At 44.7% G+C, this 24,379-nt stretch carries 15 protein-coding genes and 6 tRNA genes; 14 read left to right on the top strand and 7 right to left on the bottom strand.

All coding sequences use genetic code 11. The features are described 5' to 3' along the window. Window positions 1-259: 259 nt before the first annotated feature. The 7 genes from F6K46_RS29090 to F6K46_RS29060 all read right to left on the bottom strand — a co-directional run bounded on the left by F6K46_RS29090 (window position 260) and on the right by F6K46_RS29060 (window position 2,171). Window positions 260-1,339: an RNA-guided endonuclease TnpB family protein gene (locus F6K46_RS29090; RefSeq protein WP_293064010.1), complete on the bottom strand. Its 1,080-nt coding sequence runs from the start codon at window positions 1,337-1,339 to the stop codon at window positions 260-262. A 276-nt stretch (window positions 1,340-1,615) separates the two neighbouring features. Continuing rightward, window positions 1,616-1,690 (bottom strand) — tRNA-Phe (locus F6K46_RS29085). A gap of 31 nt (window positions 1,691-1,721) precedes the next feature. After that, window positions 1,722-1,794, bottom strand: a tRNA-Asn gene (locus F6K46_RS29080). A 4-nt stretch (window positions 1,795-1,798) separates the two neighbouring features. Then, window positions 1,799-1,873 (bottom strand) — tRNA-Glu (locus F6K46_RS29075). A gap of 4 nt (window positions 1,874-1,877) precedes the next feature. Beyond that, window positions 1,878-1,948 (bottom strand) — tRNA-Trp (locus F6K46_RS29070). A 4-nt stretch (window positions 1,949-1,952) separates the two neighbouring features. After that, window positions 1,953-2,027 (bottom strand) — tRNA-Met (locus tag F6K46_RS29065). 70 nt (window positions 2,028-2,097) lie between these two features. Then, window positions 2,098-2,171: transfer RNA gene (locus tag F6K46_RS29060), tRNA-Asp, on the bottom strand. Window positions 2,172-2,848: 677 nt separating this feature from the next. Between F6K46_RS29060 and F6K46_RS29055 the strand changes: the two genes are divergently transcribed. The 14 genes from F6K46_RS29055 (at window position 2,849) to F6K46_RS28990 (ending at window position 23,958) form a co-directional block, all read left to right on the top strand. Next, window positions 2,849-3,670, top strand: coding sequence for an urease accessory protein UreF (locus tag F6K46_RS29055; protein WP_293064013.1), 822 nt, complete (start codon window positions 2,849-2,851; stop codon window positions 3,668-3,670). 928 nt (window positions 3,671-4,598) lie between these two features. Beyond that, the gene (locus F6K46_RS29050; RefSeq protein ID WP_293064007.1) at window positions 4,599-5,864 is read left to right on the top strand and encodes a response regulator; all 1,266 of its coding nucleotides are present in this window, start codon (window positions 4,599-4,601) and stop codon (window positions 5,862-5,864) included. A gap of 211 nt (window positions 5,865-6,075) precedes the next feature. Continuing rightward, on the top strand, window positions 6,076-6,447 hold the full coding sequence (locus tag F6K46_RS29045; RefSeq protein WP_293064004.1) for a response regulator: 372 nt from the start codon (window positions 6,076-6,078) through the stop codon (window positions 6,445-6,447). A gap of 31 nt (window positions 6,448-6,478) precedes the next feature. Beyond that, window positions 6,479-7,039 carry a chemotaxis protein CheW gene (locus tag F6K46_RS29040; RefSeq protein WP_075898851.1) on the top strand — a complete coding sequence of 187 codons (561 nt, stop codon included), beginning with the start codon at window positions 6,479-6,481 and terminating at the stop codon, window positions 7,037-7,039. Window positions 7,040-7,371: 332 nt separating this feature from the next. Further along, a complete protein-coding gene (locus F6K46_RS29035) occupies window positions 7,372-12,474 on the top strand; it encodes a GAF domain-containing protein (RefSeq protein WP_293063997.1) in 5,103 nt (1,700 codons plus the stop codon). A gap of 346 nt (window positions 12,475-12,820) precedes the next feature. Then, window positions 12,821-16,402 (top strand): hybrid sensor histidine kinase/response regulator, encoded by a 3,582-nt coding sequence (locus F6K46_RS29030; protein WP_293063988.1) that lies wholly within the window; start codon window positions 12,821-12,823, stop codon window positions 16,400-16,402. 187 nt (window positions 16,403-16,589) lie between these two features. Continuing rightward, window positions 16,590-17,045 carry a chemotaxis protein CheW gene (locus tag F6K46_RS29025; RefSeq protein WP_293063937.1) on the top strand — a complete coding sequence of 152 codons (456 nt, stop codon included), beginning with the start codon at window positions 16,590-16,592 and terminating at the stop codon, window positions 17,043-17,045. A gap of 143 nt (window positions 17,046-17,188) precedes the next feature. After that, a complete protein-coding gene (gene ureG / locus F6K46_RS29020; protein ID WP_293063934.1) occupies window positions 17,189-17,791 on the top strand; it encodes an urease accessory protein UreG in 603 nt (200 codons plus the stop codon). Between the two features lie 69 nt (window positions 17,792-17,860). Continuing rightward, on the top strand, window positions 17,861-18,010 hold the full coding sequence (locus tag F6K46_RS29015) for a hypothetical protein (RefSeq protein ID WP_293063931.1): 150 nt from the start codon (window positions 17,861-17,863) through the stop codon (window positions 18,008-18,010). Window positions 18,011-18,499: 489 nt separating this feature from the next. Further along, window positions 18,500-19,573: a hypothetical protein gene (locus F6K46_RS29010; RefSeq protein WP_293040413.1), complete on the top strand. Its 1,074-nt coding sequence runs from the start codon at window positions 18,500-18,502 to the stop codon at window positions 19,571-19,573. 74 nt (window positions 19,574-19,647) lie between these two features. After that, complete coding sequence (locus F6K46_RS29005) at window positions 19,648-19,836, top strand: isopentenyl pyrophosphate isomerase (protein WP_293063928.1); 189 nt, start codon at window positions 19,648-19,650, stop codon at window positions 19,834-19,836. 221 nt (window positions 19,837-20,057) lie between these two features. Next, window positions 20,058-20,942: an EfeM/EfeO family lipoprotein gene (locus tag F6K46_RS29000; protein ID WP_293063925.1), complete on the top strand. Its 885-nt coding sequence runs from the start codon at window positions 20,058-20,060 to the stop codon at window positions 20,940-20,942. 825 nt (window positions 20,943-21,767) lie between these two features. Next, window positions 21,768-22,784 (top strand): chlorophyll a/b binding light-harvesting protein, encoded by a 1,017-nt coding sequence (locus F6K46_RS28995; RefSeq protein ID WP_075898843.1) that lies wholly within the window; start codon window positions 21,768-21,770, stop codon window positions 22,782-22,784. Window positions 22,785-22,929: 145 nt separating this feature from the next. Beyond that, on the top strand, window positions 22,930-23,958 hold the full coding sequence (locus F6K46_RS28990) for a chlorophyll a/b binding light-harvesting protein (RefSeq protein WP_293063921.1): 1,029 nt from the start codon (window positions 22,930-22,932) through the stop codon (window positions 23,956-23,958). Window positions 23,959-24,379 lie beyond the last annotated feature (421 nt).

Raw genomic sequence — 24,379 nt, 5'->3', positions numbered from 1 at the left:
CTAGACAGACGGGTGGAAGGTTTGACTCCAATTACTGCATGACCACCCCTCCCTCAGGCAACAATAAATTGCACCTTGACCGTATTATCCGGTTTTGTACCGATTAATGACGGTTTAAGAGTATCCCGGAGTTGGACTCGAACCAACCTGCTACGGAAAACTTACACAACACGGCTCAAACCGTATTAAAGTTCCCTTCCTGCTTTCTTCCAGATAACTGGGATTGCGTGGGGTGTCGGCACTTCCCACTAACACAGGCTCAAACCAGGTAGCCCCCGGCGTATCGTTCTAAATTACGACTTGCATTCAAATCGCGATCAGCGGTGTAACCGCAAGCCTCACAATTAAAAACTCGTTCTTTCAGTGGCATTTCTTGAATGTGACCACAGCTTGAACAGGTTTTAGTTGATGGATAGAACCTATCTGCAAATACCAGTTGGCACCCGTACCACTCGGATTTATATTCGAGTTGACGACGAATCTCATAGAATGCCGAATCAGCGATCGCACCCGCTAGCTTGTGGTTTTTCAACAGACCGGAAACATTTAAATCTTCTAATCCAATGACTGCGTGGTTTTTGCAAAGCCAAGAGGTAAGTTTGTGGATTGTATCTTTGCGGATGTTAACAATGCTTTGATGAGCTAACGCAAGCTTTAGCTTGGTTTTATTTCTGTTAGCAGAACCTAGTTTTCTTCTAGAAAGTTCTCGTTGAAGTCTAGCCAGTTTTTTCTGGGCTTGTTTATAAGCCCTGGGATTAGGAAACACAGTTCCATCCGAGCAAGTAGCCAGAACTTTAACTCCAACATCAACACCCAGGTGTTCTCTAGATTTCACAGTAGCTTTAGGTTCAAACTCGTAGGATACAGAAATATACCAAGAATCGGCTACTCGACTGATTGTCACCCGCTTCGTCTGGATTTCTGGCAGTGGTTCATAAGTGCTAACCCATCCAATAAAAGGTAGTTTTAATCGAGTTCCTGAAAACTCCATGACTTTTCCACAATTATCTAAGGTAAAGCTATCATTTCTACCTTTTTTCTTAAACTTCGGATGTTGAGCCACGCCTTGAAAAAAGCGTTTAAATGCTTCTCCTAAGTGCCTGAAGGCAAATTGATAAACCCTAGAGCTTAAGGTAGACTGCCAGGGGTATTGAGGTTTAACATGATGAGTATAAAATTTTTTCAGCTTATTAGCCGAAGGTTTGAGTTCGGCTTTATAGGCTTCATTCCACATATTTAAAGCCCAATTCCAAACCCACCTATAATAGCCCGCGTGTCGAGCCATCAAGGTCTTTTGTCTGTTATTGAGCTTTAATCTTGTTTGATATGCTCGTCGCATAAGTCTGGGTCATTCTTGATTTGAGTTTCGTATTTTATTAGTCCATACACATGTCTTGATTTTCCCATCTTTCTAGCGTTCTGACGTTAACGCCTAGATAATCCGCAGCAACTCTTAGCTTGAGATACTTAGTCACTTAACTACAGTTAACGACATACTTATAGTACCGTATTGTACTGCAAATCCTCAACTAAGTTATCGCTCTCCGTGATTCAGAGTCACGGCGACTTGCCAATCGTCCATCCGGCATTTAGCACTTGCAATAGCAAGTGACAGTCCCCCAAGGTCGGCATCGAACCGACGACCTCTCGCTTTTCAGGCGAGCGCTCTACCCAACTGAGCTACCGGGGGATACAAAGGATAAAAATGAAACCCCTCCTGACTGCCCTGGCAGGGATCGAACCCGCGACCATCGAGTTAACAACTCGCTGCTCTTCCAACTGAGCTACAGGGCATTCATCGTGCCGACGGGGATCGAACCCGCAATCACCTGCTTGAAAGGCAAGCGGCTTAACCAAATTTGCCTACGGCACGGGAGCGCGGAGACTGAGATTTGAACTCAGATCAACGGTTTTGGAGACCGTCATGTTGCCAGTTACACCATCTCCGTATGTGGTCGCAGCGGCGGGACTCGAACCCGCACTCTCCTGGTTATGAGCCAGGTGCTCTACCGTTGAGCTACGCTGCTAGGTCACTGATTGGAGTCACTGATTGGAGCAGGATTTGCACCTGCAACCGATAAAAGCGACTGCAAAGAGCGAGGCTGACGGGAATCGAACCCGCGACTTCCTGTTCGACAGACAGGCGCTCTGACCATCTGAGCTACAGCCCCAGGACTTGAGCAGTTTATCCGTTGGAGTTTAGATCAATCTTTTAGATAAATCTCTGGGTTCACTCTGTGGGGAATCAACCCAAGGGTCCATCCCCACGTGATGAGCAAACACAGTTATATCCAAACATGAATCAAAAGGTATGTTACATATTTAGTTGTCAAGGTTCCGTGTAAGCTTTGGGATTCGAGCTTTTTGACTCTTTCCTGTCCGCTCTGTATTTATACTACAAAAATACTACACGCGGTGTCAAGGGTTTGGGCAAACTTTTTTTGGAAATTTTTAGGAGTTATGTGGATAGCCGCCACAAACCATATATGTAGTGTTTTTATATAAAAAAATACACTATATGTAGATTTAGGGGGGTAAGTCCTAACTGCCAGAGGGGCAAGAGATGGTTTAACGGATGTAATGGATGACAGGATCGAGCAGATCTCGATCAGGAGAAACGTGTTAATAAGTTGTTACTGGTACCTCTTCTCCCTCTTCGGTCTCTTATCCAATCCTGAAGGAGCGTGGGATGCCGATTAGGTATAGCACTACGGATTCAAAGGACATTGATACAAGCAACAAAAGCTGTTGTAGTCAACTTTAGCATGCATGCCTCTTGCCAATGCCATTGCCCGTAGCACTATATGATGTACAGACAGTGCACTATGGCAATGAGCAACAAGCAAGAATGCATTTAGATCCCCTAGTCCCTAATTCTTTGTTGAATCTTTTGCAACTGGCTAGTCCCGTACTACCAGTGGGTGCTTACGGCTATTCCGAGGGTTTGGAAACGTTAGTTGATATTGGTGTGATTCACAATCAGACTACTCTGCACCAGTGGCTAGAGCATCAACTGTGCTATGGAGCCATTCGATTAGAGGCTTATGTTATGGTGCGAGCTTACGAAAGTTATGGCAAAGGGGATTTAGATGGTTTGAACTACTGGAATGCTTGGGTAAGTGCTGCTAAGGAAACTTCTGAATTGCGATCGCAAAGTTGGCAGATGGGTAACTCGTTGATGCGGTTACTGCTGGATTTGCACCCACCCAGTGAAACCATTAGACTTCTTTCAGAAGAGGGAACAGCGGATCTGGGAACAGGGAACAGTGGACAAGAATTCACCCAAACAGGATCAGAAAACTACTTTGGCCAGAGGTCTTCTCAACAAAATGTCATTTCTCTACAAGATGTAGCATCAGCTGTGGGTCAACCCTGTAATTATGCGATCGCGTTTGGGATTGGGGCTGCTAACTGGCAGATTGACATTACAGCCACAGTCTTAGGTTACTTACATAGCTGGGCATCTAATGTCATCGGTGCTGGCGTCAAATTGATTCCCCTTGGTCAAACCGTTGGTCAACAGCTACTACTAGGACTCAACCATAGACTTACTCTGAGCACCCAAGATGTTTTAACTTTGACGGATGAAAAATTAAGTAGTTGTGGCTGGGGATTAGCCCTGGCAAGTATGGCTCACGAAACTCAGTACACACGATTATTTCGTAGTTAATTCTTTTTAAAATTAATAATCATTTGTAAGCATTCAGCACTCAGCGGTCAGTGGTCAGCTTATTTTATTCAAAAGCTGTTCGGTGTAGGGTGGCCATAGGCCAATGGCACCTCAAGTAGCGTGCGCTTAGTGCATTAGCTAACTTTATTAATTCTTTTTTAAAAGATTAATAAAGTTAGCTGGTTTTTTTTGGCTGATGTTACCGATATCTGCCACATTTGCATGTTATAAAAGTATAGCGTTTGTATTTGAGATGTAAACCTTAATGGTCTTTTTTTATTAGACAATAAAACTCCGTATCTCTTGCCCCTTTTGCCTTTTGCCTCTTGCCTGCATGCCTTTTTTTGCAAGAAGTCTGTTTACAACCTAGATAAAAACCCTATATACTACGACAATTAGCGTATTTTAATAATTAGCCGGATTTTAATGCTAATATAGAGTTAGAATTAAGGCAGCCAAACTTTCGTTAATTTTCGGGTAATTTTAGTTAAATCACCCTTCTTAATTAAGGTAAAGTTAAGCAAAGTCAGGTACTAATTTACCTTCAGTTCGGCTAACCGAGTTTTGCTGATGGTTAGTGAAACTCGATCATGGTGCATCTCCACAACCCTAGCTTGAATTGTCTGCTAACATTACGAGTTTGGTGCATTTCACCAAAACCATAACTTACGAAAAACTGGGCGAAAAACCCGATATTTTGTAAACACTATACAAATATAGTGGCTGGGTAAGTTCTGAAAACTATACACAATATTATAATTCACAATATTACCTATTAGGGATTAATTTAAACATAAACTATTAACAATATACGTGCTAATATAGGCGCTAAAAAACTAGGATTATTACTTGTTAAATATTCATTGTTAATTGTTAGTTAATAGTTACTAATTACTAGTGGCATTGCTATATATCCATAGAGACACCAATGACGACTCAAAAAGTATTGACCACCGACAAACTGGCACAACAGATTCAAGCTTGCGCAAAGGCGCAATTTACTGGTTGGTTGGAGATTGAAGATCCCCAAGGTCAGCAGTGGAGTCTTTCTTTTCACTTGGGTCGTTTGACTGGGGGTGCTAGTAAAATGCATCCCATTCGTCGTTGGTGTCGGCAGTTGTCTGTACACTGCCCAGAACTATCAGCATTTCCTGTGTGTCAGGGGTCGTCGGCTCAGCCGGTGTATTGGGATTACCCATCTCTAGCAGAACTAGTCAGACAGGGGAAAGTACCGCTAAAACAGATGAGGTCGGTTGTTGCTGGCAACTGTACGGAAATACTCTTCGATATCATCCAACGGCAGGAACAACTCCGCTGTGCTTCATCAGAGCAATTAACTTACAGGCAGATTCCTCAAGACACTATTGATTCAACCTCTGATTCAACCTCTGATTCAACCTCTGATTCAACCTTTGATTCAAGGTTGGTAGTCATTCGAGCTGATCAAATTTGGCAACAGGCAAGGCAGGTTTGGGAGCCTTGGCAACAGGCTGGTTTGGTAACTATTTCCCCTTCTTTGGCTCCGGTGATCTGGGATGCTGACAAATTGCGACAGCAGACCTCATTACTGGCCTACCATAACCTGACTACCTTGGTGGATGGCGATCGCACTTTGAGGGATTTAGCTTTGACGTTGAAACAGAATCTTTTGGCTCTGGCCCAATCAATCATGCCCTACATCCGAGTACAGGTGATGGGTCTGATCGAGGTTGGGGACTTCCGCTGTGATACTCACTTTAATAAAGCCACTAACCCAATGCCAGAAACTACCGGAAGGAAAGGAGGGCCAATTCAGACATTACCAGCTAGTCCCTTGGTAGTTTATATCGAAGACAGCCAAATCGATCGGCTGACCATGAGTCAAATTCTTGCCAATGCTGGTTATCGATTTATCAATGTTCAAGACCCTATCAAAGCCTTGCCGACCTTGCTAAAGCATAAACCACAGCTGATCTTCTTGGATTTGGTGATGCCAGTTTTAAACGGGTATGAAGTCTGTGCACAAATTCGTCGGGTTTCGGTGTTTCAAGACACGCCAGTGATTATGGTCACCAGTAATGACGGAATTGTAGACCGAGTGCGGGCCAAGATGGTCGGTTCTACAGACTTTTTAGCAAAGCCTATTACTCGGTCAAAGGTATTGACAATTCTCCAGAGGCATCTCGGGGTTAGTCGTAATATCCTGTCCAGTTGACTACTTACTTTAATACTTTAGTAAAGGGAACAGGAAGGAGGGAGTAGGGAGTAGGGAGTAGGGAGTAGGGAATTTACGATAAAAAATCATCACAATTCATTGTGTATAATTATTAATTTAATTAACTAATTATTAGTTAAAATAAATAGGTTACAAAAATGAAAGTTACAATTAATAAAAAATATCAATAACTTTTATAAAAAAAACAATTATGACTACAGTCCTTTTGGTTGAAGATAGCTTGACAGAAAATGAGATTCTAAGTTGTTACCTCAGAGAAGCTGGTCTCAACGTAGTTAGTGTCACCAGTAGTGAGGATGCCCAGATCAAACTCCAGTCCCAGAAACCAGATGTGGTGATTGTTGATGTGATTTTGCCAGGACAAAGCGGGTTTGAACTGTGCCGGGAACTCAAGACTAATTCCAACACCGAAACCATTCCAGTGGTGATTTGCTCAACTAAAGGAACTGATGCCGACAAACTCTGGGGTTCGATGCTGGGAGCTGATGCCTATTTATCTAAACCGATAGACCAGCAAGAACTAATACAAACAATCCAGCAATTGTTAGGCATTAGGCATTAGGCATTAGGTATTAGGTATTAGGTATTAGGTAATGTTGAACTCCCTTGACCCAGCGGTAACACAAACAAATCTTGACCTACTAAACTTAGATCCACTAACCCCAGAAACCCGAGTGCGGTTGCTGCGTTTTCCTCTTGGCAAAGATGACAGTGTTCTGTTGCCCCTAGAGCAGATTACAGAAATTATCAGGGTGAATCTGCCGGAGGTTCTGCTGGTGCCGGAAATGCCCAGTTGCATTTTGGGAATTGGTAATTGGCGTTCAGAAATGCTCTGGTTGGTAGACCTAAACCAGCTGGTTGGCTATCCACCTCTGTCGAAGCTTGGGCAAGTTTCGGTATCTCCTGTGGCAATAGTAGTTCAGGTCAATGACCAGTCTTTGGGTCTGGTGGTATCCCATGTTAATGATATTGAGTTACATGAATTGGAGCAACTCCAGCCACCGACTCCTGGTTTATTTCCTCCTAAGCTATTGCCTTTTCTCCTGGGGTACCTACCTGGGGATGGCGGTGCAGTTTTGGATGTCATGGCTATTACTCAATGTCCCCTATGGCAGACACATCAACGAGGGGACTCTTGGGGAGGAGAGTCTTGAGGTTTTTCGACTTAGCCTCCTCCGAGATCTGGCAATTGATCAGGGCAATCATCAGGAGTTTTGATCAACCAAATCAATGCCATCAAATCAATTATGACTGGTTGACAAGCTCGTCACTCACTCTGCCCATTGAACAGTCTATTGGCAGGGTTACTACCGACTCGATTGCCTCTGAGATGCCATCATGGTCGGCAATTTTACCATTATCAGATGTTGAAAAAAGCGATGCAGTCGGCCAAAGGGGGTTTCCACGGGGCTTTCAAGGTGCGGACGCAGGTTCCGCACGCAGCCCCTCCCCAGGAGCGACTGCATCAAGAAAGGAAACTATAACTATGCCACAATTTGATAAATCTGAGGAAATACTCAGTTCTAAGTCCCAACTCAATCAATCATCGAGTAATGGCAATGGCAAGGGGACACCTACCGGGGTTCAGTTTCACCTAGCCGTGGATATTGAGCAACACTGCAAGGGTGAGCGGCAGTGGTTATTCCACCTGGCAACTCAGATGCGCAAAGCAGAAACTAGTGATGCCCTGTTGAGAACCACCGTGACTGAGGTTAGTCAGCGTTTACGGGTAGACCGAGCCTTGATTTTTCGCTTCCAGTCCGAGAATCGGGGTACGGTGCTAGTTGAGTCGATGGTGGGTGGCTATACTCCCAGCCAGGGGGAGTACCTGCCGGTGATTGCTTTTGGAGCATTGAATCGCTCAGCCTACGAGCAACAGGAACTTGTAGCCCTTAATGATATTAATGACCGGGCTTTGAGTCCGTTTCAACTCCAACTGCTAGAACGATTCCAGGTCAAAGCCAGCCTAAGTCTACCGATTTTGCTCGATGGGCAACTGTGGGGCTTACTAGTGGTGCAGCAATGTTCTGGTTCTCGGGAATGGCAGGAAGCTGACATTAGTCTGCTCTACCAAGTTGTTAATGAACTGAGGCTAAGTCTACAGCCAGTGGAATTTAGTACCCGACGGCGAGAGCAGGTGAAGCAGGAAAAGGTTTTGGCTCAAATCTTGGCCACAATTGCGCCGTCAAATGTACCGGAGATTGCCCTGGGCAACATTTGCCACGAACTGCGCCTGTTTTTGAAGGCGGATCGGGTAGTGGTTTATCGGTTCAATCGAGACTGGAGTGGTGAATTTGTGGCTGAGTCAGTTGCAGATGCTTGGGTGAGGCTGCTCGAAGACCAAAAGCAAAATCCTAACCTGACATCAGCCGATATATTGTCCTCTAAGCGCTGTACCGTCAAGCAAATCGGATCCGTGGCCAGCCCTACTACCGATACCTATTTAAAGCAGACACAAGGAGGCAGCTATTTCAAAGGTCAGCAGGTAGAGCGAGTTGACGACATTTATGCCGCTGGTTTTTCTCAGTGCTACATTGAAACCTTAGAAAAATATCAGACCAAGGCTTATATTATAGCCCCAATCTTTAATGGTGAACACCTCTGGGGTTTATTCGCCGTTTACCAGAACTCTCGCCCTCGGCGCTGGCTTGATAGTGAGGTGATGCTGCTGTCATTACTCAGTGACCGTCTCAGTAGTATTCTCAAACAATTGGACATTACAGCCCAGCTACAGGAGAAATCGGAGCAACTGGATATTGCTGTTCAGGGAGAAAAAATAGCAAGTCGCTTGCTTGATAAAATACTTAAGAGTTCTGACATCAACAGTGTTTTCCAGACCGCTACTCAAGAAATCCGGCAGCAGCTCAAGTGCGATCGCGTCGCTGTGTATCGCTTCAATCGAGACTGGAGTGGTGAGTTTGTGGCTGAGGATGTGGCACATGGTTGGATACCGTTAGTTGGATCGAGTATTAAAAAAGTCTGGCGCGATACCTATTTGGAGGAAACCCAAGGCGGTAGGTATCGCCACAATGAAACCTTAGCCGTTGATGACATTTACAACGTTAATTACGATCAGTGTCACATTGACCTGTTGGAGCAATTTCAGGCTAAAGCTTATGTGATTGTACCGATTCTGCAAGGGGAAACCTTGTGGGGTTTACTGGCAGCTTACCAGAACAATGGCCCTCGTCACTGGCAGAAAATCGAGGTGGGTATACTGGCTCAGATGGGCCGACAATTTGGGGTTGGCCTCCAGCAAACGGAGTATGTTGAGCAACTGCGAGCAAAATCCAAGCAACTCCTATTGGCTGCAGACCTAGAAAAATCAGCGGTCAAAATCATCAACAAGATCCGGCAATCTCGGAAACTGGATACCATTTTCAAGACCACAACCATAGAAATTCGTAAGCTTCTGATGGCTGACCGGGTGGGTCTGTTTCGGTTTGACCCTGACTCCGGTTTTAATGATGGAGAGTTGGTGTCTGAAGATGTAGTCAATGGGTACGATTCTATCCTCGGTAGCAAGGTTCACGACCATTGCTTTAGTCAACAGTATTCCCAGCACTATGTCGAAGGGCGAGTACACACAGTTGCTGATATCTACAATGGGGACCTCGGCGATTGCTACATTGAGCTGCTAACTCAGTTTCAAGTCCGGGCTAACCTAGTGGTGCCATTGCGTAAAGGGTCTCAACTGTGGGGATTTTTATGCATTCACCAATGCAGTAAGCCCCGTCAATGGCAGGAGTATGAGATTGATTTTGCCAAGCAGATTGCCCTACACTTTGAAGTTGCCCTACAACAAACAGAGTACCTGGCGCAAGTAGAGGCAAAATCCACCCAGGTAGCTAAAATCGCACGGATGGAGCGAGCGGTAGTTGGAATCATCAACAAGATCCGTCAGTCTCGAAACCTCGATACCATTTTCAAGACAACTGCTATCGAAATTCGTAAGCTTCTTCAGGTTGACCGGGTAGGTATATTTAAGTTTTACCCTAACTCTGGCTTTGATGATGGGGAATTGGTATCTGAGGATGTGGCATCAGGCTACGATGCCATGCTAGGAACCAAAGTTAACGACCACTGCTTTGGTGAACAGTATGCCCCTCACTATACCGAAGGACGTGTGCAAGCAGTTGCTGATGTGTACAATGCCGGACTGAGCGATTGCCATATTGAGCTGTTGGCTCAGTTCCAAGTCCGGGCTAATCTGGTTGTCCCCCTACTTCAAGGACCATTATTGTGGGGATTGTTGTGCATTCACCAATGCAGTAAGCCCCGTCAATGGGAGGAGAATGAGATTGATTTTGCCAAGCAGATTGCTCTGCACTTTGGGGTAGCCCTACAGCAATTGAGCTACCTCGATCAAGTGGAGGCCAAATCTCACCAGCTTGCCCAAGCTGCTGTGCGGGAGCGAGTAGTAGCAAGCCTTAGCAACCATTTGTCCCAGTCTGTAGATGTTTATAGTATCTTCCAGAGTATTACCAAAGAGTTGCGGCAAGTGTTGGGAGCTGACCGGGTAGTAATCTATCGCTTCAACTCCGACTGGAGTGGTGAGTTTGTGGCTGAATCGCTTGCCCCTGGCTGGATTTCCCTAATCACTGAACAAGAAAGAGACGACCGCCTGAAGGTGGATACAACGGCTTCTGAGCGCTGCACCGTTACAGCCCTGAGTGTTAATTCTCGTAATCATGTTGATACCTGCTTGCAAGAAACCCAGGGTGGAGAGTTCGCCCGAGGTGACCGCTTCAAGAAGGTTGATGACATCTATGCCATGGGTTTCGCTCCCTGCTACATCAACACTCTGGAACAATACCAAGCCAGGGCATATCTGATTATGCCAATTTTCCAAAGTGACAAGCTCTGGGGGCTGCTGGCGGCTTACCAAAATACGGGACCCCGTCAGTGGCTTGATACCGATGTCACCCTCATGCTCCAAATTAGTAATTCCCTGGGATTAGCCTTGCAGCGATCCCATTACCTAGATCAGTTACGAGCCCAATCTACCCAACTCACCAAAGCGGCTCAAATTGCTCAGGGGGTAACCAAAATAGTTGGTAAGCTGTTTCAGTCTCGGGATGTAAATACAATCCATCGTATCACAACCCAAGAAATCCGGCAGCTGCTCAAATGCGATCGCGTCGCCCTCTATCAATTCAATCGAGATTGGACTGGTGAGTTTGTGGCTGAGGCAGTTGCCACCGGTTGGTTACCATGGGTGGGAGCGGATATGGAAGCTTTCTGGCCCGATACTTATCTACAAGACACCCAGGGAGGTCGGTATCGCAATCGTGAAAGCGTGGCCGTTGATGACATTTACACCTTTGGTTATTCTGACGGTTACCTAGAAACCTTAGAGCAATATGAGGTTAAGGCTTATATGCTGGCACCGATTTTTATACAAGGAACCTTATGGGGTTTACTGGGTACCTACCAAAATACTGGTCCTCGTGACTGGCAAGAGTTTGAACTCAACGCCCTGGCTCAGATTGCGGTGCAAGTGGGGGCAGCCCTGCAACAGGCTGAGTATCTCGCACAAATCCAAAACCAGTCCCAGCAGCTGACCGATGCCGCACAACGGGAGAAAGCCGACAAAGAAGCGGTACAGCGGGAGGTCATGCAGTTGCTCTCAGCAGTGCGACCAGCTCTAGAAGGAGACCTCACCGTCCGAGCTCCGGTAACCAACAATGAAGTAGGTACCATTGCTGATGCCTACAACAACACCTTACAAAGCCTGCGCCGGATTGTGACTCAAGTCCAGCAAGCTTCCAGGAAAGTTGCCCAAACGTCTGTTGACAGGGAATCCTCCATTGCCAAGCTCACAGCCCAAGCCCAGCAGCAATTTATGGCTCTCGGTCAAGCCTTAGAGAACATCCAGACCATGGTTAATTCTACAGAAGCTGTAGGTGAGAGTGCTCAACAGGTAGAAGTAGCAGTCCAAACCGCTAACCAAACCCTCCAAGCAGGGGATGCCGCCATGAACCGTACCGTAGATGGAATTCTCGAAATCCGGGAGACAGTGGCCGAAACCAGCAAACGGCTCAAGCGCCTGAGCGAATCGTCCCAGAAGGTTTCGAGGGTGGTAAACCTGATTAGCAACTTTACGAATCAGACCCAATTGCTAGCGTTGAATGCAGCCATTGAAGCCACAAGGGCCGGTGAGTATGGACGGGGTTTTGTAGTTGTTGCCGATGAGGTGCGTTCTCTAGCCCGTCAGTCAGCCGAAGCCACCACTGAGATCGAGCAGTTGGTGCAGGAGATCCAGAAGAGTACCGCTGAGGTTTCTACAGCCATGGATAAAGGTATTCAACAGGTTGCCCAAGGAACCGCAATGGTACAAGATACCCGTCTCACTCTCAATGCCATTGTTGAAGCCACCAGCCAAATCAGCCAGCTTGTAGAGGGTATTACCCAAGCCACCCAGGTACAGACCGAAGAGTTCCAATCCGTGACCACTACCATGACTGAAGTTGCAGGAATTGCCAACAAAACGTCTTCCGATGCCATGGAAATTTCTACGTCTTTCCAAGAACTCCTAGCCATGGCTCAGAATCTTCAAGCCAGTGCTGACCAGTTCAAGGTTGATTAGTCATTTGCCTTGCTAAAATTCATTTTAAATGCGTTTTAGCATGCATGCCTTTTGCATGCATGCTAAAGGGGACTGGGATATATCTTTTTTATTTGATTTCAGGCTATAGACATTTTCAATGCACAAAATTTTTATTAAAACTAGCAAAATTTTTATTAAAAATTTTGCTAGTTTTAATAAAAAATAACTAATAATACGAGCATTTTTTAGTATAATCAGGTAGAGATAATTTTTTTATTTTATCCCGATTCCCGATTCCCGATTCCCGATTCCCGATTCCCGATTCCCTACTCCCTACTCCCTACTCCCTACTCCCTACTCCCTAAGAATAAAATACCTCACCCAATTGACAACTGCTCTAATGACTAATGACCCGAAAATTCGTGAGCAAAGCTATCGCTACTTTCTCCAGGAAGCACCGGAACTGCTGCAAGTCTTGGAAGAGGATTTGCTGAGTTTGTCAGAAAACTATAGCATCAATAAAGTCAACAACTTGATGCGCACTACCCATACCCTCAAAGGCGCAGCAGCTAGCATTGGCTTGGAAACAATTGCCACTGTCGCTCACTCCTTGGAGGATGTTTTTAAAGCTCTGTTTAACCCCGACTTGTCCATTGATCCAGACATTGAAGCCTTACTGTTTCAAGCTTATGAGTGTCTCCGCCTACCTCTGACCGCTGAACTCACAGGGGGGCAAATCGATGACACCGAAATCAAAAATCGAACTGCTGCTGTTGTTGCCCAACTCCAAGAGAAGCTGGGGGACTGTTTTGGTCACGAATCCCATCTGCCCACCTCACTAGAATTGGGCTTCGACGTCACCCAGTCCATTTTTGAAGTGGGGGTTAGCCAAGGCTTAGACGTAATCCAAGCTGCCCTAAATAGTCACAATCCCACTGAAATCAGCATCACAGTTCGCAACCAAGCAGAGGTTTTCTTGGGCTTAGGGGAATCCCTTAATCTACCAGGGTTTGCCGCTATTGCCAAAAATGCGATCGCAGCCCTAGACAACCATCCCGATCAGGTGGTCACCATTGCCAAGACCGCTTTGTGTGATTTCGTTGCAGCACAAGCAGCGGTGCTAGAAGGGGATAGGACTCAAGGTGGTCAACCTTCTATAGCTCTGCAACAACTAGCTGACCTTAGGTCTTCAAGTCAAAATTCACAATTCACAATTCAAAATCAATCTTCTGTCTTCGGCAACGGAAAAGAACAAGACCTTAATCGAGTTGAGCCCGGACTAGAAGAAGTAGAAGGTGTTGTTAATAATTCTTCCGTTACTGATCCAGAATCTAAAACAAGGAAACGGTCCCAGCTTGTGGAAATGATCTGGGGAGGATCAACTACACTAGATCAGCAAACTTCTGATCAAAGTAAACACTTGCAGAGGTCGAACCAAACAGAGATAGATGTCTTGGATGGAGAGATAGCCTCACCTGATCAAGAAATCGCCACAGAAAAAAATTTTGTTTTGCACAACATGGGGATGATTGATGCAGATAATCAAAAAAAAGAACAACGACAAGATCCCGAAATTATCACAGACGAGATCATCCCGCCCATAGGCAATGCTAGAAATGCCCCTCTAAACTCTTCCCATCTCGCCATAACTCCCTCCAACCAACATCCCAGCACGCCATCATCTAGGGATCTATCTGGTACTGTGCGGATAAATATTGAGCATCTAGAATACCTGAATTACACAATTGGGGAATTACTAACCAACCAAAACCGCCAGTTGCTCGAAAATGAACAACTGCTGGCTGCAGTGCGAGTACTCCTTGATCGTATCGACCAACATCAGCAAGTTCTAGAGCAACTCCAAGATTGGTACGACCGCCTGTTTATTTTGACCCAACAAAAGCAGATTAGGCAAAGGTTGCAAGTTAGCAAGTTGAATGTTGAAGGTTTAAACAAAAACAAAGCTACCGACCGAAATCTTGCTTTTTCTTCCTACCCTTGGGCAGAAAAAACGTTGCAGCTTAGCAAGTTGAAGGTTGAAGGTTTAAAGGAACACTTTGCTACCAACCCCAATCCTACGGCCAACCTTGGCCAAAAGGCCACGCTACGCTCTCAACCTGCCAACTTTCAACATAGCAACTTTCAACATAGCAACTTTCAACATAGCAACTTTCAACCAACTAACCTTGGCCAAAAGGCCACGCTACGCGAACAACATACCGACTATTTCGATGACCTGGAACTAAAACGTTATAGCGCACCCGAGCTTCTGATTCAGTCAGTTCTAGAAGACGCTATTCAATTAACTGAAGCTGCCCATGACATTGAGCTGTTCAGCACCCAATCCAGTAAAACTCTCGAACAACAACGTCGGTTGTTAACCAACCATCGTGATGTCTTGATGGACGCCCGGATGTTGCCTTTAGGGGAAATATTTAGTCGTTTCCCCCCTGTCCTCAAGCAGTTGTCAGCTTCCCACCATAAGCTGGTAGAGCTAAAAATCTCTGGTAATGATGTTTTAGTGGATAAAGTTGTTGCCCAGAAGTTGTACGACCCCATGCTGCATCTTGTGCGTAATGCTTTTGACCACGGCATTGAGACTCCTGGTCTACGGCAACAACAGGGCAAACCAGAAAAGGGATTAATTGAAATCAGTGCTTGCCATCGGGGCAGATATTTGGTGATTGAAGTTTTTGATGACGGGCCAGGGTTGAATTTTGAACGGATTCGCCAACTAGCAGTAGAACGTGAACTGATAGACTTTGAACAGAGTAATAATCTCAGTGAGGCTCAGCTGAGGAATTTGTTGTTTGAACCAGGCTTTTCCACTGTCTCTGGGGTGAATAACCTCTCTGGACGTGGTGTTGGTCTTGATGTTGTCCTAAACCAGGTCAAAGCTCTGAGGGGTTCCGTCCAGGTTGATTCTTCTCCGGACCAAGGCAGCAGATTTAGACTACAAATTCCCTTGAGTTTAACCATAGATAAATTACTTCTGTGCCAGGCTGGGAAGCAAGTTTATGGTTTGATTACTGATCAAGTCTCCCAAATTATTATTCCTGAGGAACACCAGCTCCGAAGTTGGGAAGATGGCAAAGTTCTCTACTTGGGTACCGGGAGAGATCAGCAACTGGTTAAAGTCTACCAACTTGGGCAAGTCCTAGATTATTCCTCTGTGGCTTCTCCATTCTCGGTCACCCATCCCCATCAGCCTGTTGTTCCTCTTCAGACGATCAGACCAATAATTCTAATTCATTACCAGGATCAGCTTGTGGGTCTGGAAGTAGACCAACTGTTGGGAGACCAGGAGTTGGTGATTCGTCCTTTGGGGACAATGATTGTGCCACCCCCCTATATCAATGGGGGCAGTATTCTCGCCGATGGTCGGTTGACATTGGTACTGGATGGCACTGAATTGATCCAGTACCTATCTGACCAACAGACCGATCGCAGTAAAAGGTTACAGCTTGGCACATTGAAGGTTAAAAGTTTAGGCCCAGATCAAGGGACCCAAGCGATGGAAACCCTTTCAGTAAAGCAGCTTCCACCTTCAACGGTTGAACCGTTCTGGGTCAGACGTCAGCCCAAGGTACTCGTGGTAGATGATTCCATCACCTTGCGCCAAACTCTAGCCATGACCTTAGAAAAGAATGGCTATCACGTGTTTCAAGCCCAGGATGGTTATGAAGGTATTGAGCAACTACAGCATCAGACAGACATACAGTTGGTAATCTGTGATATTGAGATGCCTCGCATGAATGGCTTTGAGTTTCTCAAACACTGTCAGCAAGACCCAGCTTTGGTAGATATTCCTGTCGTTATCCTCACCTCCCGCAGTAACGATAAACACCGCTTGATTGCTAAACAGTTGGGGGCAAAGGCTTATATCACTAAGCCCTATTTAGAACACAAATTGTTGACAACAGTAACCGATGTTGTTGAGCCCATTTCACCCTTAATAAGGGAGTAGGGAGTCGGGAGTCGGGGGAAGAAAGACTAGACCTTATAAGTATAATCAACGCTATATCCTGAAAAAGTTTAGGAATTGGTAATTATTACTGTATGATTTATTCATAGTATTTATTATCTTAAAAAAACAGATAATAAATACTATTTTTTAAGGATAAAAAATATCAAATTATTTTAATAAAAATGTGATGTTAAATAATTTCCAATTAGACAAATTAATAGTTTTTAAGATTGCTGAATATTCCCTATGTCTCCCGATTATAGATGTTATTAAAGTGGTAAATTTGACCACTGAAATCAGCCGGGAGATGAAAACTATGGGATTAGTTCAGCTAGGCAAGCATAGCATTAAAATTTGGGATTTACATCAGCAGTTGGGCGATGGTAGTTTACCTGACCGAAGCCCTAAGCAAAGGTTCTTAGTCATTATTCGTCCTAGGGACTCCGAACTCTGGGGAATTTTTGTGGATGATCTGCCTAATGTGGTCGAGTTACCCGAAGACATGATGCGACCTATCCCGAAGTCTTACCGTCAGGCCAGTGTTCTGGAGATGATATCTCATGCCGCTGTTATACCAAACGAAGCATCTACTCAGAAAATTTTTCTTTTGGATTTACAGCAAGTCGGTGCCTTGACTCCTTAATCGTCACTAGAAAACGCTATAATAAAAATCTAAACTTACCAATTACCATTTGTTAATTGTTAATTTGTAGCAATTAACAATTTTTTTATGGCTAATGATCATAAATAAACTACACTATTGAAATTAACTCTAAGTTAGTTAACATGAGTACTTTTCGTGTTGGTATTGCTGGTCCAGTTGGTTCAGGGAAAACTGCTCTATTAGATGCATTGTGTAAAGCCCTGCGAGACTCTTATCAAATCGCTGTGGTCACCAATGATATATATACTCAGGAAGATGCCCAGTTTTTAGTTAGGAGTCAGGCCCTAGAAAGCGATCGCATTCTGGGTGTGGAAACAGGGGGTTGTCCCCATACTGCCATTCGGGAAGATGCCTCGATGAACTTGGCAGCCATTGAACAGCTGGAAAATCGGTTTACTGATTTAGACTTGGTGTTCCTAGAAAGTGGAGGGGATAACCTAGCAGCAACCTTCAGTCCAGAACTAGTAGATTTCACGATCTACGTTATTGATGTGGCTGCTGGGGATAAGATTCCTCGTAAAGGAGGACCAGGAATCACCAAGTCTGACTTGCTGGTGATTAACAAAATTGATCTGGCACCTCAGGTGGGAGCCGATTTGGGGGTGATGGAACGGGATGCTAAAAAGATGCGAGGAGATAAACCCTTTGTGTTTACGAATTTGAAAACTAAAGAGGGAATCTCTACGGTGATTGACTTGATAAAAATTGACATGGGCGCTTATTAATTCCCTTGAGAAGGGAGTAATAAAAGTGTTGGAATAAAACCTAATGTGATCATGTGAGCATGGGTGGTGATGATAATGTTTTATAGCGTTTATCACAGTTATGAGGTACAGTCTTCTTTGACGTTGATTCCCTGTCTTGATGCAACCCATCCCTATTCCCTATTCCCTATTCCCTCTTCTCTCTTCTCTGTTCCCTGTTCCCTGTTCCCTGTTCCCTAAAATCCAGAAATTGTTTACCTCATAGCTATGATAATTGCTATATTTGTTTGTATTATAGCATTTATCCCTTGGTTTAAAAATGCTATATAATTAATTATTATCTTATAGTTTAGCAATTTTAATCTACTCAACTATAGGACTAAACCAGAAATAGTTATTGAAAAGTGCTGTAAGTTTTGCTTCCATGGCAAAAAATGTATTAAATTATACATAAACCTAGCATAGCTGGTAGAGCCAACGTTATCCTGGTTGAATACCAAAAAGGCGATCGCACACCCTCGTCACCCCCATTCCTAGACAGATTCAATCACTCGGACCCCTTGCTTTCCAGGGTTTCCCTTTCCTGCTGAAAACAGGGAGTAAGCTCTTTTTCGTCAACAACCTCCACAGCAGTAGGAACTTATCGGAAGTAAGACACAAGCAGTTAAGTCCATCTGATTGCCGTGATTTGATAGTCTAAAATATAATGGCTCCTTCATTCCCAATCCCATGGAAGTTGTTGTCCCCTTTACCCCTCCTAGTCGTCCAACCGAGTTTTCGGCTCTGGGCTATCTGTTTGGGCGATTTGACCCAAACCCATCTCAAGAGCCTAATCGGTCAGTTAAAGGAACTCTTGTTCTCAAACAAGGAATCAGCTTCAGTGCCTATATGCACCAACCCTTGTGGAATAAATTAAGTACCAACCCCTCTTTTGGTGAGAAAAAAGTCTATCTTTGGCGAGTATATTTCCGCATCACCAAGGCAGGAAAACTCGCTCAAATTCAAATCAAAAAATTTATTCCCCTAGAGGGGAAAACTACTCTACGTCATTCTCCCAGTGACGAAAGAGTCGATCAGTTTCGGGTTCGTGGTTTAATTCACGATGTCAAGCCAGAAGCGGTGGTGGTGTATGTAGAACGCAATCACCTGCCTCCTAGAGGAAAAGCCAAAACTTATCCATGGCAGCCTTTTTTGTTGACACTCCAGGGCTCTTTGCCACAACCAGCAGAAAAGGATGATTTTTGGGAATTTTTTTGTAGACGAGTAGGGGAAGAACTCCACATAGAGGAAGCTCATCCAGTTAACGTAAATCTAGAAGACTCAAGTTTCTATTCACATTACTCCGAAGAAAAAACTGACTATCAACCTCAACCAAGCCCTAAAACTAAACCCAATGAAGTTATCATGATTCAAGGCAGAAAACCCGAAATCACCGTCAAGTTTACCGAAAGACCCAATTTACCGGAGCAAGGCAAGAAAGTTACCTTACTCCTAACTGGTGACAATGGCATAACCGTTCAGGCAGAACTTAATCGCAAGACCCTCAAAAAGCAAGTAGAAAAGATGGATAGCTTTGCTGATTGGGTAGCGGCTTTGAGTGGAAAGATCGCCAGGGTGTCTCCAGAAGGGGTAATTGAGTTAGAAGGTGCAGGAGTTAATGTATTTGAGAAAAAACCAAAAGTTAGCCAATCAACTGAGCCAAAAGAGTCTCAGAAGCCTTCTAGCAACCCAGAAACAATTAAGCAAGAACAATCACAACAACCTCCTCAAAAGCAGAAGAAAGTGTTTCGTCTGATTGATTAGGATAGGCGTTGCTTTTAGGGAGCAGGGAGTAGCCCACAGGGGTACGTTGTTTACCTCAGGGTCAAACGGGAAGTGTGGGAGGTGTGGGAGGTGTGGGAAGTGTGGGAGGTGTGGGGAGATCGGGAGATAAGGAGATGGGGAGATGGGGAGATAAAGAGATGAGGAGATGGGGAGATGGGGAGATCGGGAGATCGGGAGATCGGGAGATCGGGAGATCGGGAGATCGGGAGATCGGGAGATGGGCTGATGAAATTGATGAGTAGCCGTAGTTTCCAGAATTGGGATCATTGACACTAGTCTGACTTGCCAATTTTTTTTTGCCATTTTGTTTGGGTGGTATGGGATACTTGTGTCTTAAGCACCTCTTCACAATCTCTTCATCACATCTTTAAGGTTTAATTTATCGATAAATATTTTTATCAAGTTGATCAAGGTCTACTATAATAATCGAAGCTAAAAAAGAATCTTTCTCAAGTTTAACCCCATGACAATTAATCGACGAAAAATACTACAAATTGCTGCTGTGGGTGGTTTAGGCACCCTAGCGGCTTCTAGTCTAATTCGCCCTGGTTCAAGCAAGGAGTTAATTGCAGCAGCTGGTAGGGATCCTTATGCTGCAGAGGTTGATCAGGGCTTAAGGTATTTCCGACAACAAGCTCAAGTACAGCTACCCCTTGTCGAAGACTTAGTGAAAGCAATTCGCAGTGGCAATTTGGAAAATGCCAAAGACGCCTATGTCAAAGCCCGTCCTCCTTACGAGCAAATTGAAACCTACGCAGCCAGCTTTGAAGACACTGACCGGGATATTGATGCTCGCCCCTCTGGTTTTGATGGCGGGGAGGATAACCCAGAATTTAAGGGATTTCACCGGATCGAAGTTCTCTTGTACCGGGAAGGGAACGTGAAAGCAGCGCTTCCTTTTGCTAAAGAGTTAGTCGAGAGCGTCAAAACCCTAATCAAAGATTTAGATCAGCGGCAGAACTTCAATTCCACCTTGAACTTTGAGGGGATGATTGCTTTGGCGACAGAAGTAGTAGCCAAGAAGATTTGTGGCGAAGAAGAAACTTGGTCGGATCAGAGCCTGTTAATCTTCTCAGATAACTGGATCGGAATTTTCAGCCAGTATGCTCCCTATTCAGCAAAAGTGGCAGACAAAGACCCCAGTGTGGATCAAGAGGTTAAGGCAGCTTATAAAGCAGCCAAAGGCAAGCTTAAACCTTACTTCACCCAGGGCGAAGTTGCAGCTCAACCCTATAGTTCTCTCGACATTAGTCAGCGAAAAGATATTGTGGACGTCGGCTATAGGTTCCGGAGAGCTTTGGTCAAAGCAGCAAAGGTTTTAGAAATACCCGTTGGTTTCGAAGTTTAGGGAACGGTGGCACGGTGGCACAGTGTTAGCTGTTGGGTTTTGAGTTCATGGTTTTTGCCCTTAATCCTACTTATGCCTAATACCACCTAAGACGATCATGCCTATTCCGGTCAACGACCAGCAAAAAGCGCGGCAGAGAGTAGTAAATATAATCTCTGCCGCGATTATGGCTCGTAATCAGACATAAGAGAAGATGTCTAGGATAGACATTATACGTATTGCTAAAATTTGTCAAGTGTTACCAAAGGGTCTATTATAGAATTTGTGATGACATTAAACCGATAAGGGTGGTTAGACCCATAGGCCATTAGATCAAGGACCACTGACACTTCCGTCCGTTACTAAACCATAAATATAGCGCTAAACAGGATAAAAAATTACTATCTGTAGTGTATAAGGTGGCTAAGCCCTAAGTTTTACTAAATCATAGTTAAATTGTACGATTTCAATAATAGCTCAGATCTATAAGTCAAGTTTGAACTGACTGACAGCAGTATATATTCCTATTTTAACAGCATTTTAGCCAACTATTAGAAAAACTAATGATAAAACTTATTTATAAAATAAAAACTGATGATAGGCGTTGACAACAATTTTGGGTAATTTTGGATTAGCTTAAATCCCTGTAACTTTTTATAGACAAGAGTTTTAGATAATTTTTGAATCCTAGAAATGCTAATAATTCGCAATAAATATTACAAAATATTGCAAGTTACTTTAAATTGCTTCCCTAATGCTGCACAATCGATTCATGTGATTTCACCTCAACCCTAAACAGGAGGTGGTGAAACAATGAAGCAATTAAGGATCGAGTAAGGATCGAGTATGCAAACATACGGTAATCCCGAGGTTAAATATGACTGGTGGGCTGGTAACGCCCGCCTAGCCAACTTGTCTGGCACATTTATAGCTGCTCATGTCGGCCAAGCAGCCCTGATCGTTTTTTGGGCTGGAGCATTTACTCTGTTTGAAATTTCTTGGTATGATCCCACCCTGCCAATGGGTGAGCAGGGGCTGATTCTGCTGCCCCACTTAGCTACTTTGGGCTGGGGTGTAGGCTCAGGCGGTCAGATAGTGGATACTTACCCCTATTTTGTGATTGGCGTTCTACACCTGATCTCCTCGGCTGTTCTGGGAGCGGGTGCTCTGTTCCATGCCACTAAAGGCCCAGCGCAATTGAAAGATGCTGGTGGTCGTGCCGCTAAATTCCACTTTGAATGGAATGACCCTAAGAAGTTAGGCTTTATTCTTGGGCATCATCTCATTTTTCTAGGAGTAGGCGCTCTGTTATTGGCCGCGAAAGCCATGTACTTTGGCGGACTATACGATGCCACCATTCATGATGTCAGGCTCGTTACCAGCCCAAATCTTAATCCATTGGCAATCTATGGCTATCAAACCCATTTTGCCTCGGTGGATAACTTAGAAGACTTGGTAGGCGGTCACATCTATGTTGGCTTGCTACTCGTTGGTGGTGGTATTTGGCACATCCTCATCCCACCACTGAAGTGGGCAAAGAATCTCGTAAGCTTCGAGGGAGAAGCGGTTCTTTCCTACTCTCTCGGCGGTATTGCTCTGGCAGGATTTGTAGCAGCTTACTTCTGCGCAGTTAATACCCTAGCCTATCCCGTCGAATTCTATGGTCCTGCCTTAGAGGTTAAGCTTGGTGTTTCCCCATATTTTGCCGACACTATTGAGTTGCCTTTGGGTGCCCACACTCCTCGCTGCTGGTTGGCGAATGCCCACTTCTTCCTGGCTTTCTTCTTTCTTCAAGGTCACCTATGGCATGCATTGCGTTCCATCGGCGTTGACTTTAAGAAATTTGAGGAAGGCTTGAATTAATTAGCTAGTAAAAAGCAGCCCTCTCTAGATAGTAGGTGTTAGCTGCTGTCCAATCAATCTAACACCTACTAAACCAAAAATTTCCTGGGCTGCTGAGTAGCACTCTACCAAATTTATGTTTTAGATAGAGATATACTCAGTTTTCATGACAACAAATAGTATTCCATCACGAACTAATCCGGATTGGTTGCTTGGTAATGCCCGTCTTAGGGACTTATCCGGTCAATTATTAGGAGCTCATATTGCTCACGCTGGTTTGATTATGTTCTGGGCAGGCGCAACTACCATAGCGGAAATTTCCCAGCTTGTCCCTGGTCAGCCGATGTCCGAGCAAGGATTAACCTTGTTACCTCACTTAGCTACTTTAGGCTGGGGTGTCGCACCCGGTGGTGTGGTCACAGATACCTATCCCTATTTTGTGATTGGCATTTTGCATCTAGCTGCATCCGCTGTTTTGGGTGCAGGTGGTCTATTTCATGTTTTTAGTGGTGTTGCAAATTTGAAAGATGGCACTGGACGCGCCCCTAAATTCCACTATGAATGGACTGACCCCAAGAAGCTCAGCTTTATTTTAGGACATCATCTGATTTTCCTAGGTGTGGGTGCGTTGTTGCTGGTAGCCAAGGCAATGGTTTTTGGTGGCATTTATGACGCTGCTGTCGGCAATGTACGTATCATTACCAGCCCAACTCTTAACCCAGTGACTATCTTTGGTTATCTCTTTGGCATTGTCGATGGGGTTTGGAATCCTCTTGGAATGGCAGCTGTCAATAATTTAGAAGATGTCATTGGTGGTCATATTTGGATTGGGATGATGTGTATTGGTGGCGGGATTTGGCATATTGTCTCCACTCCATTTAACTGGGCTAGGAGTGCCCTCCAGATTGAAGGAGAAGCAATCCTCTCCTACAGTTTAGGGTCTCTAGCGTTTATGGCTTTTGTGTCTGCTGCTTTTGTTGCTAACAACACTACGGTCTTTCCCACTGAATTTTACGGTTCTAACCGTCTGGTAGCAGCAAATGTTCAGTTTTTCTTGGGACTCTTGTTCTTAGGGGGACACCTGTGGCATGCTGTCCAATCCCGTTCTGGCAGTGTATTAATGAGTACTCAAATTAAGTACTTACAGAAGCTGTCAAAATCCCAAGACAATCCAACTACGGAGCCTTCGTCATAATTTCTTTGAAAAAATAGTTGCAAATTTTTTTCATTAAATGGTATACTTAAAATGTAAGTTGCCAGCTAGACGAGACACAGAGCCAGGGTTTCTTCTCTAGACAGGAAGCTAGTCCTCCTTATGGTAAACCAACAGCCAATCAGATCACTAGGGTGGTGATCTGATTTTTATTTTTTAGCTATTTATCAAGAAATATTTTTATTAAAAGCTCAATTTCTATGCAACTAGTGCAGCGCGGTAGAAATGCTTGAGCAGCTGCGGATAATGGTGAAACAGAAGGATGAACCGCTGACCCACTCGATGCTCAGCTCATCCGATTACACTCTTCACAACTAGGCTATGCCTAACCCCCATCCCTTGAGGATGCAATGAGCACGGTAACAGTGAACCAGCTGAGGGCATGATGTCTTCTCAAAAAAAG

Origin of the sequence: Moorena sp. SIO3E8 (assembly GCF_010692445.1) — a bacterium.
GTDB classification, from domain to species: Bacteria; Cyanobacteriota; Cyanobacteriia; order Cyanobacteriales; family Coleofasciculaceae; genus Moorena; species Moorena bouillonii.
The sequence above is the reverse complement of the archived record's forward strand: the minus strand, read 5'-3'. Positions and strand labels throughout refer to the sequence as shown.

Coding starts and splice junctions, on each gene's coding strand:
- F6K46_RS28990 (WP_293063921.1), top strand. CDS start 22,930: ATGACAACAAATAGTATTCCATCACGAACTAATCCGGATTGGTTGCTT.
- F6K46_RS29035 (WP_293063997.1), top strand. CDS start 7,372: ATGCCACAATTTGATAAATCTGAGGAAATACTCAGTTCTAAGTCCCAA.
- F6K46_RS28995 (WP_075898843.1), top strand. CDS start 21,768: ATGCAAACATACGGTAATCCCGAGGTTAAATATGACTGGTGGGCTGGT.
- ureG (WP_293063934.1), top strand. CDS start 17,189: ATGAGTACTTTTCGTGTTGGTATTGCTGGTCCAGTTGGTTCAGGGAAA.
- F6K46_RS29045 (WP_293064004.1), top strand. CDS start 6,076: ATGACTACAGTCCTTTTGGTTGAAGATAGCTTGACAGAAAATGAGATT.
- F6K46_RS29050 (WP_293064007.1), top strand. CDS start 4,599: ATGACGACTCAAAAAGTATTGACCACCGACAAACTGGCACAACAGATT.
- F6K46_RS29025 (WP_293063937.1), top strand. CDS start 16,590: ATGTTAAATAATTTCCAATTAGACAAATTAATAGTTTTTAAGATTGCT.
- F6K46_RS29055 (WP_293064013.1), top strand. CDS start 2,849: ATGCATTTAGATCCCCTAGTCCCTAATTCTTTGTTGAATCTTTTGCAA.
- F6K46_RS29090 (WP_293064010.1), bottom strand. CDS start 1,339: ATGCGACGAGCATATCAAACAAGATTAAAGCTCAATAACAGACAAAAG.
- F6K46_RS29000 (WP_293063925.1), top strand. CDS start 20,058: ATGACAATTAATCGACGAAAAATACTACAAATTGCTGCTGTGGGTGGT.
- F6K46_RS29010 (WP_293040413.1), top strand. CDS start 18,500: ATGGAAGTTGTTGTCCCCTTTACCCCTCCTAGTCGTCCAACCGAGTTT.
- F6K46_RS29015 (WP_293063931.1), top strand. CDS start 17,861: ATGATAATGTTTTATAGCGTTTATCACAGTTATGAGGTACAGTCTTCT.
- F6K46_RS29040 (WP_075898851.1), top strand. CDS start 6,479: ATGTTGAACTCCCTTGACCCAGCGGTAACACAAACAAATCTTGACCTA.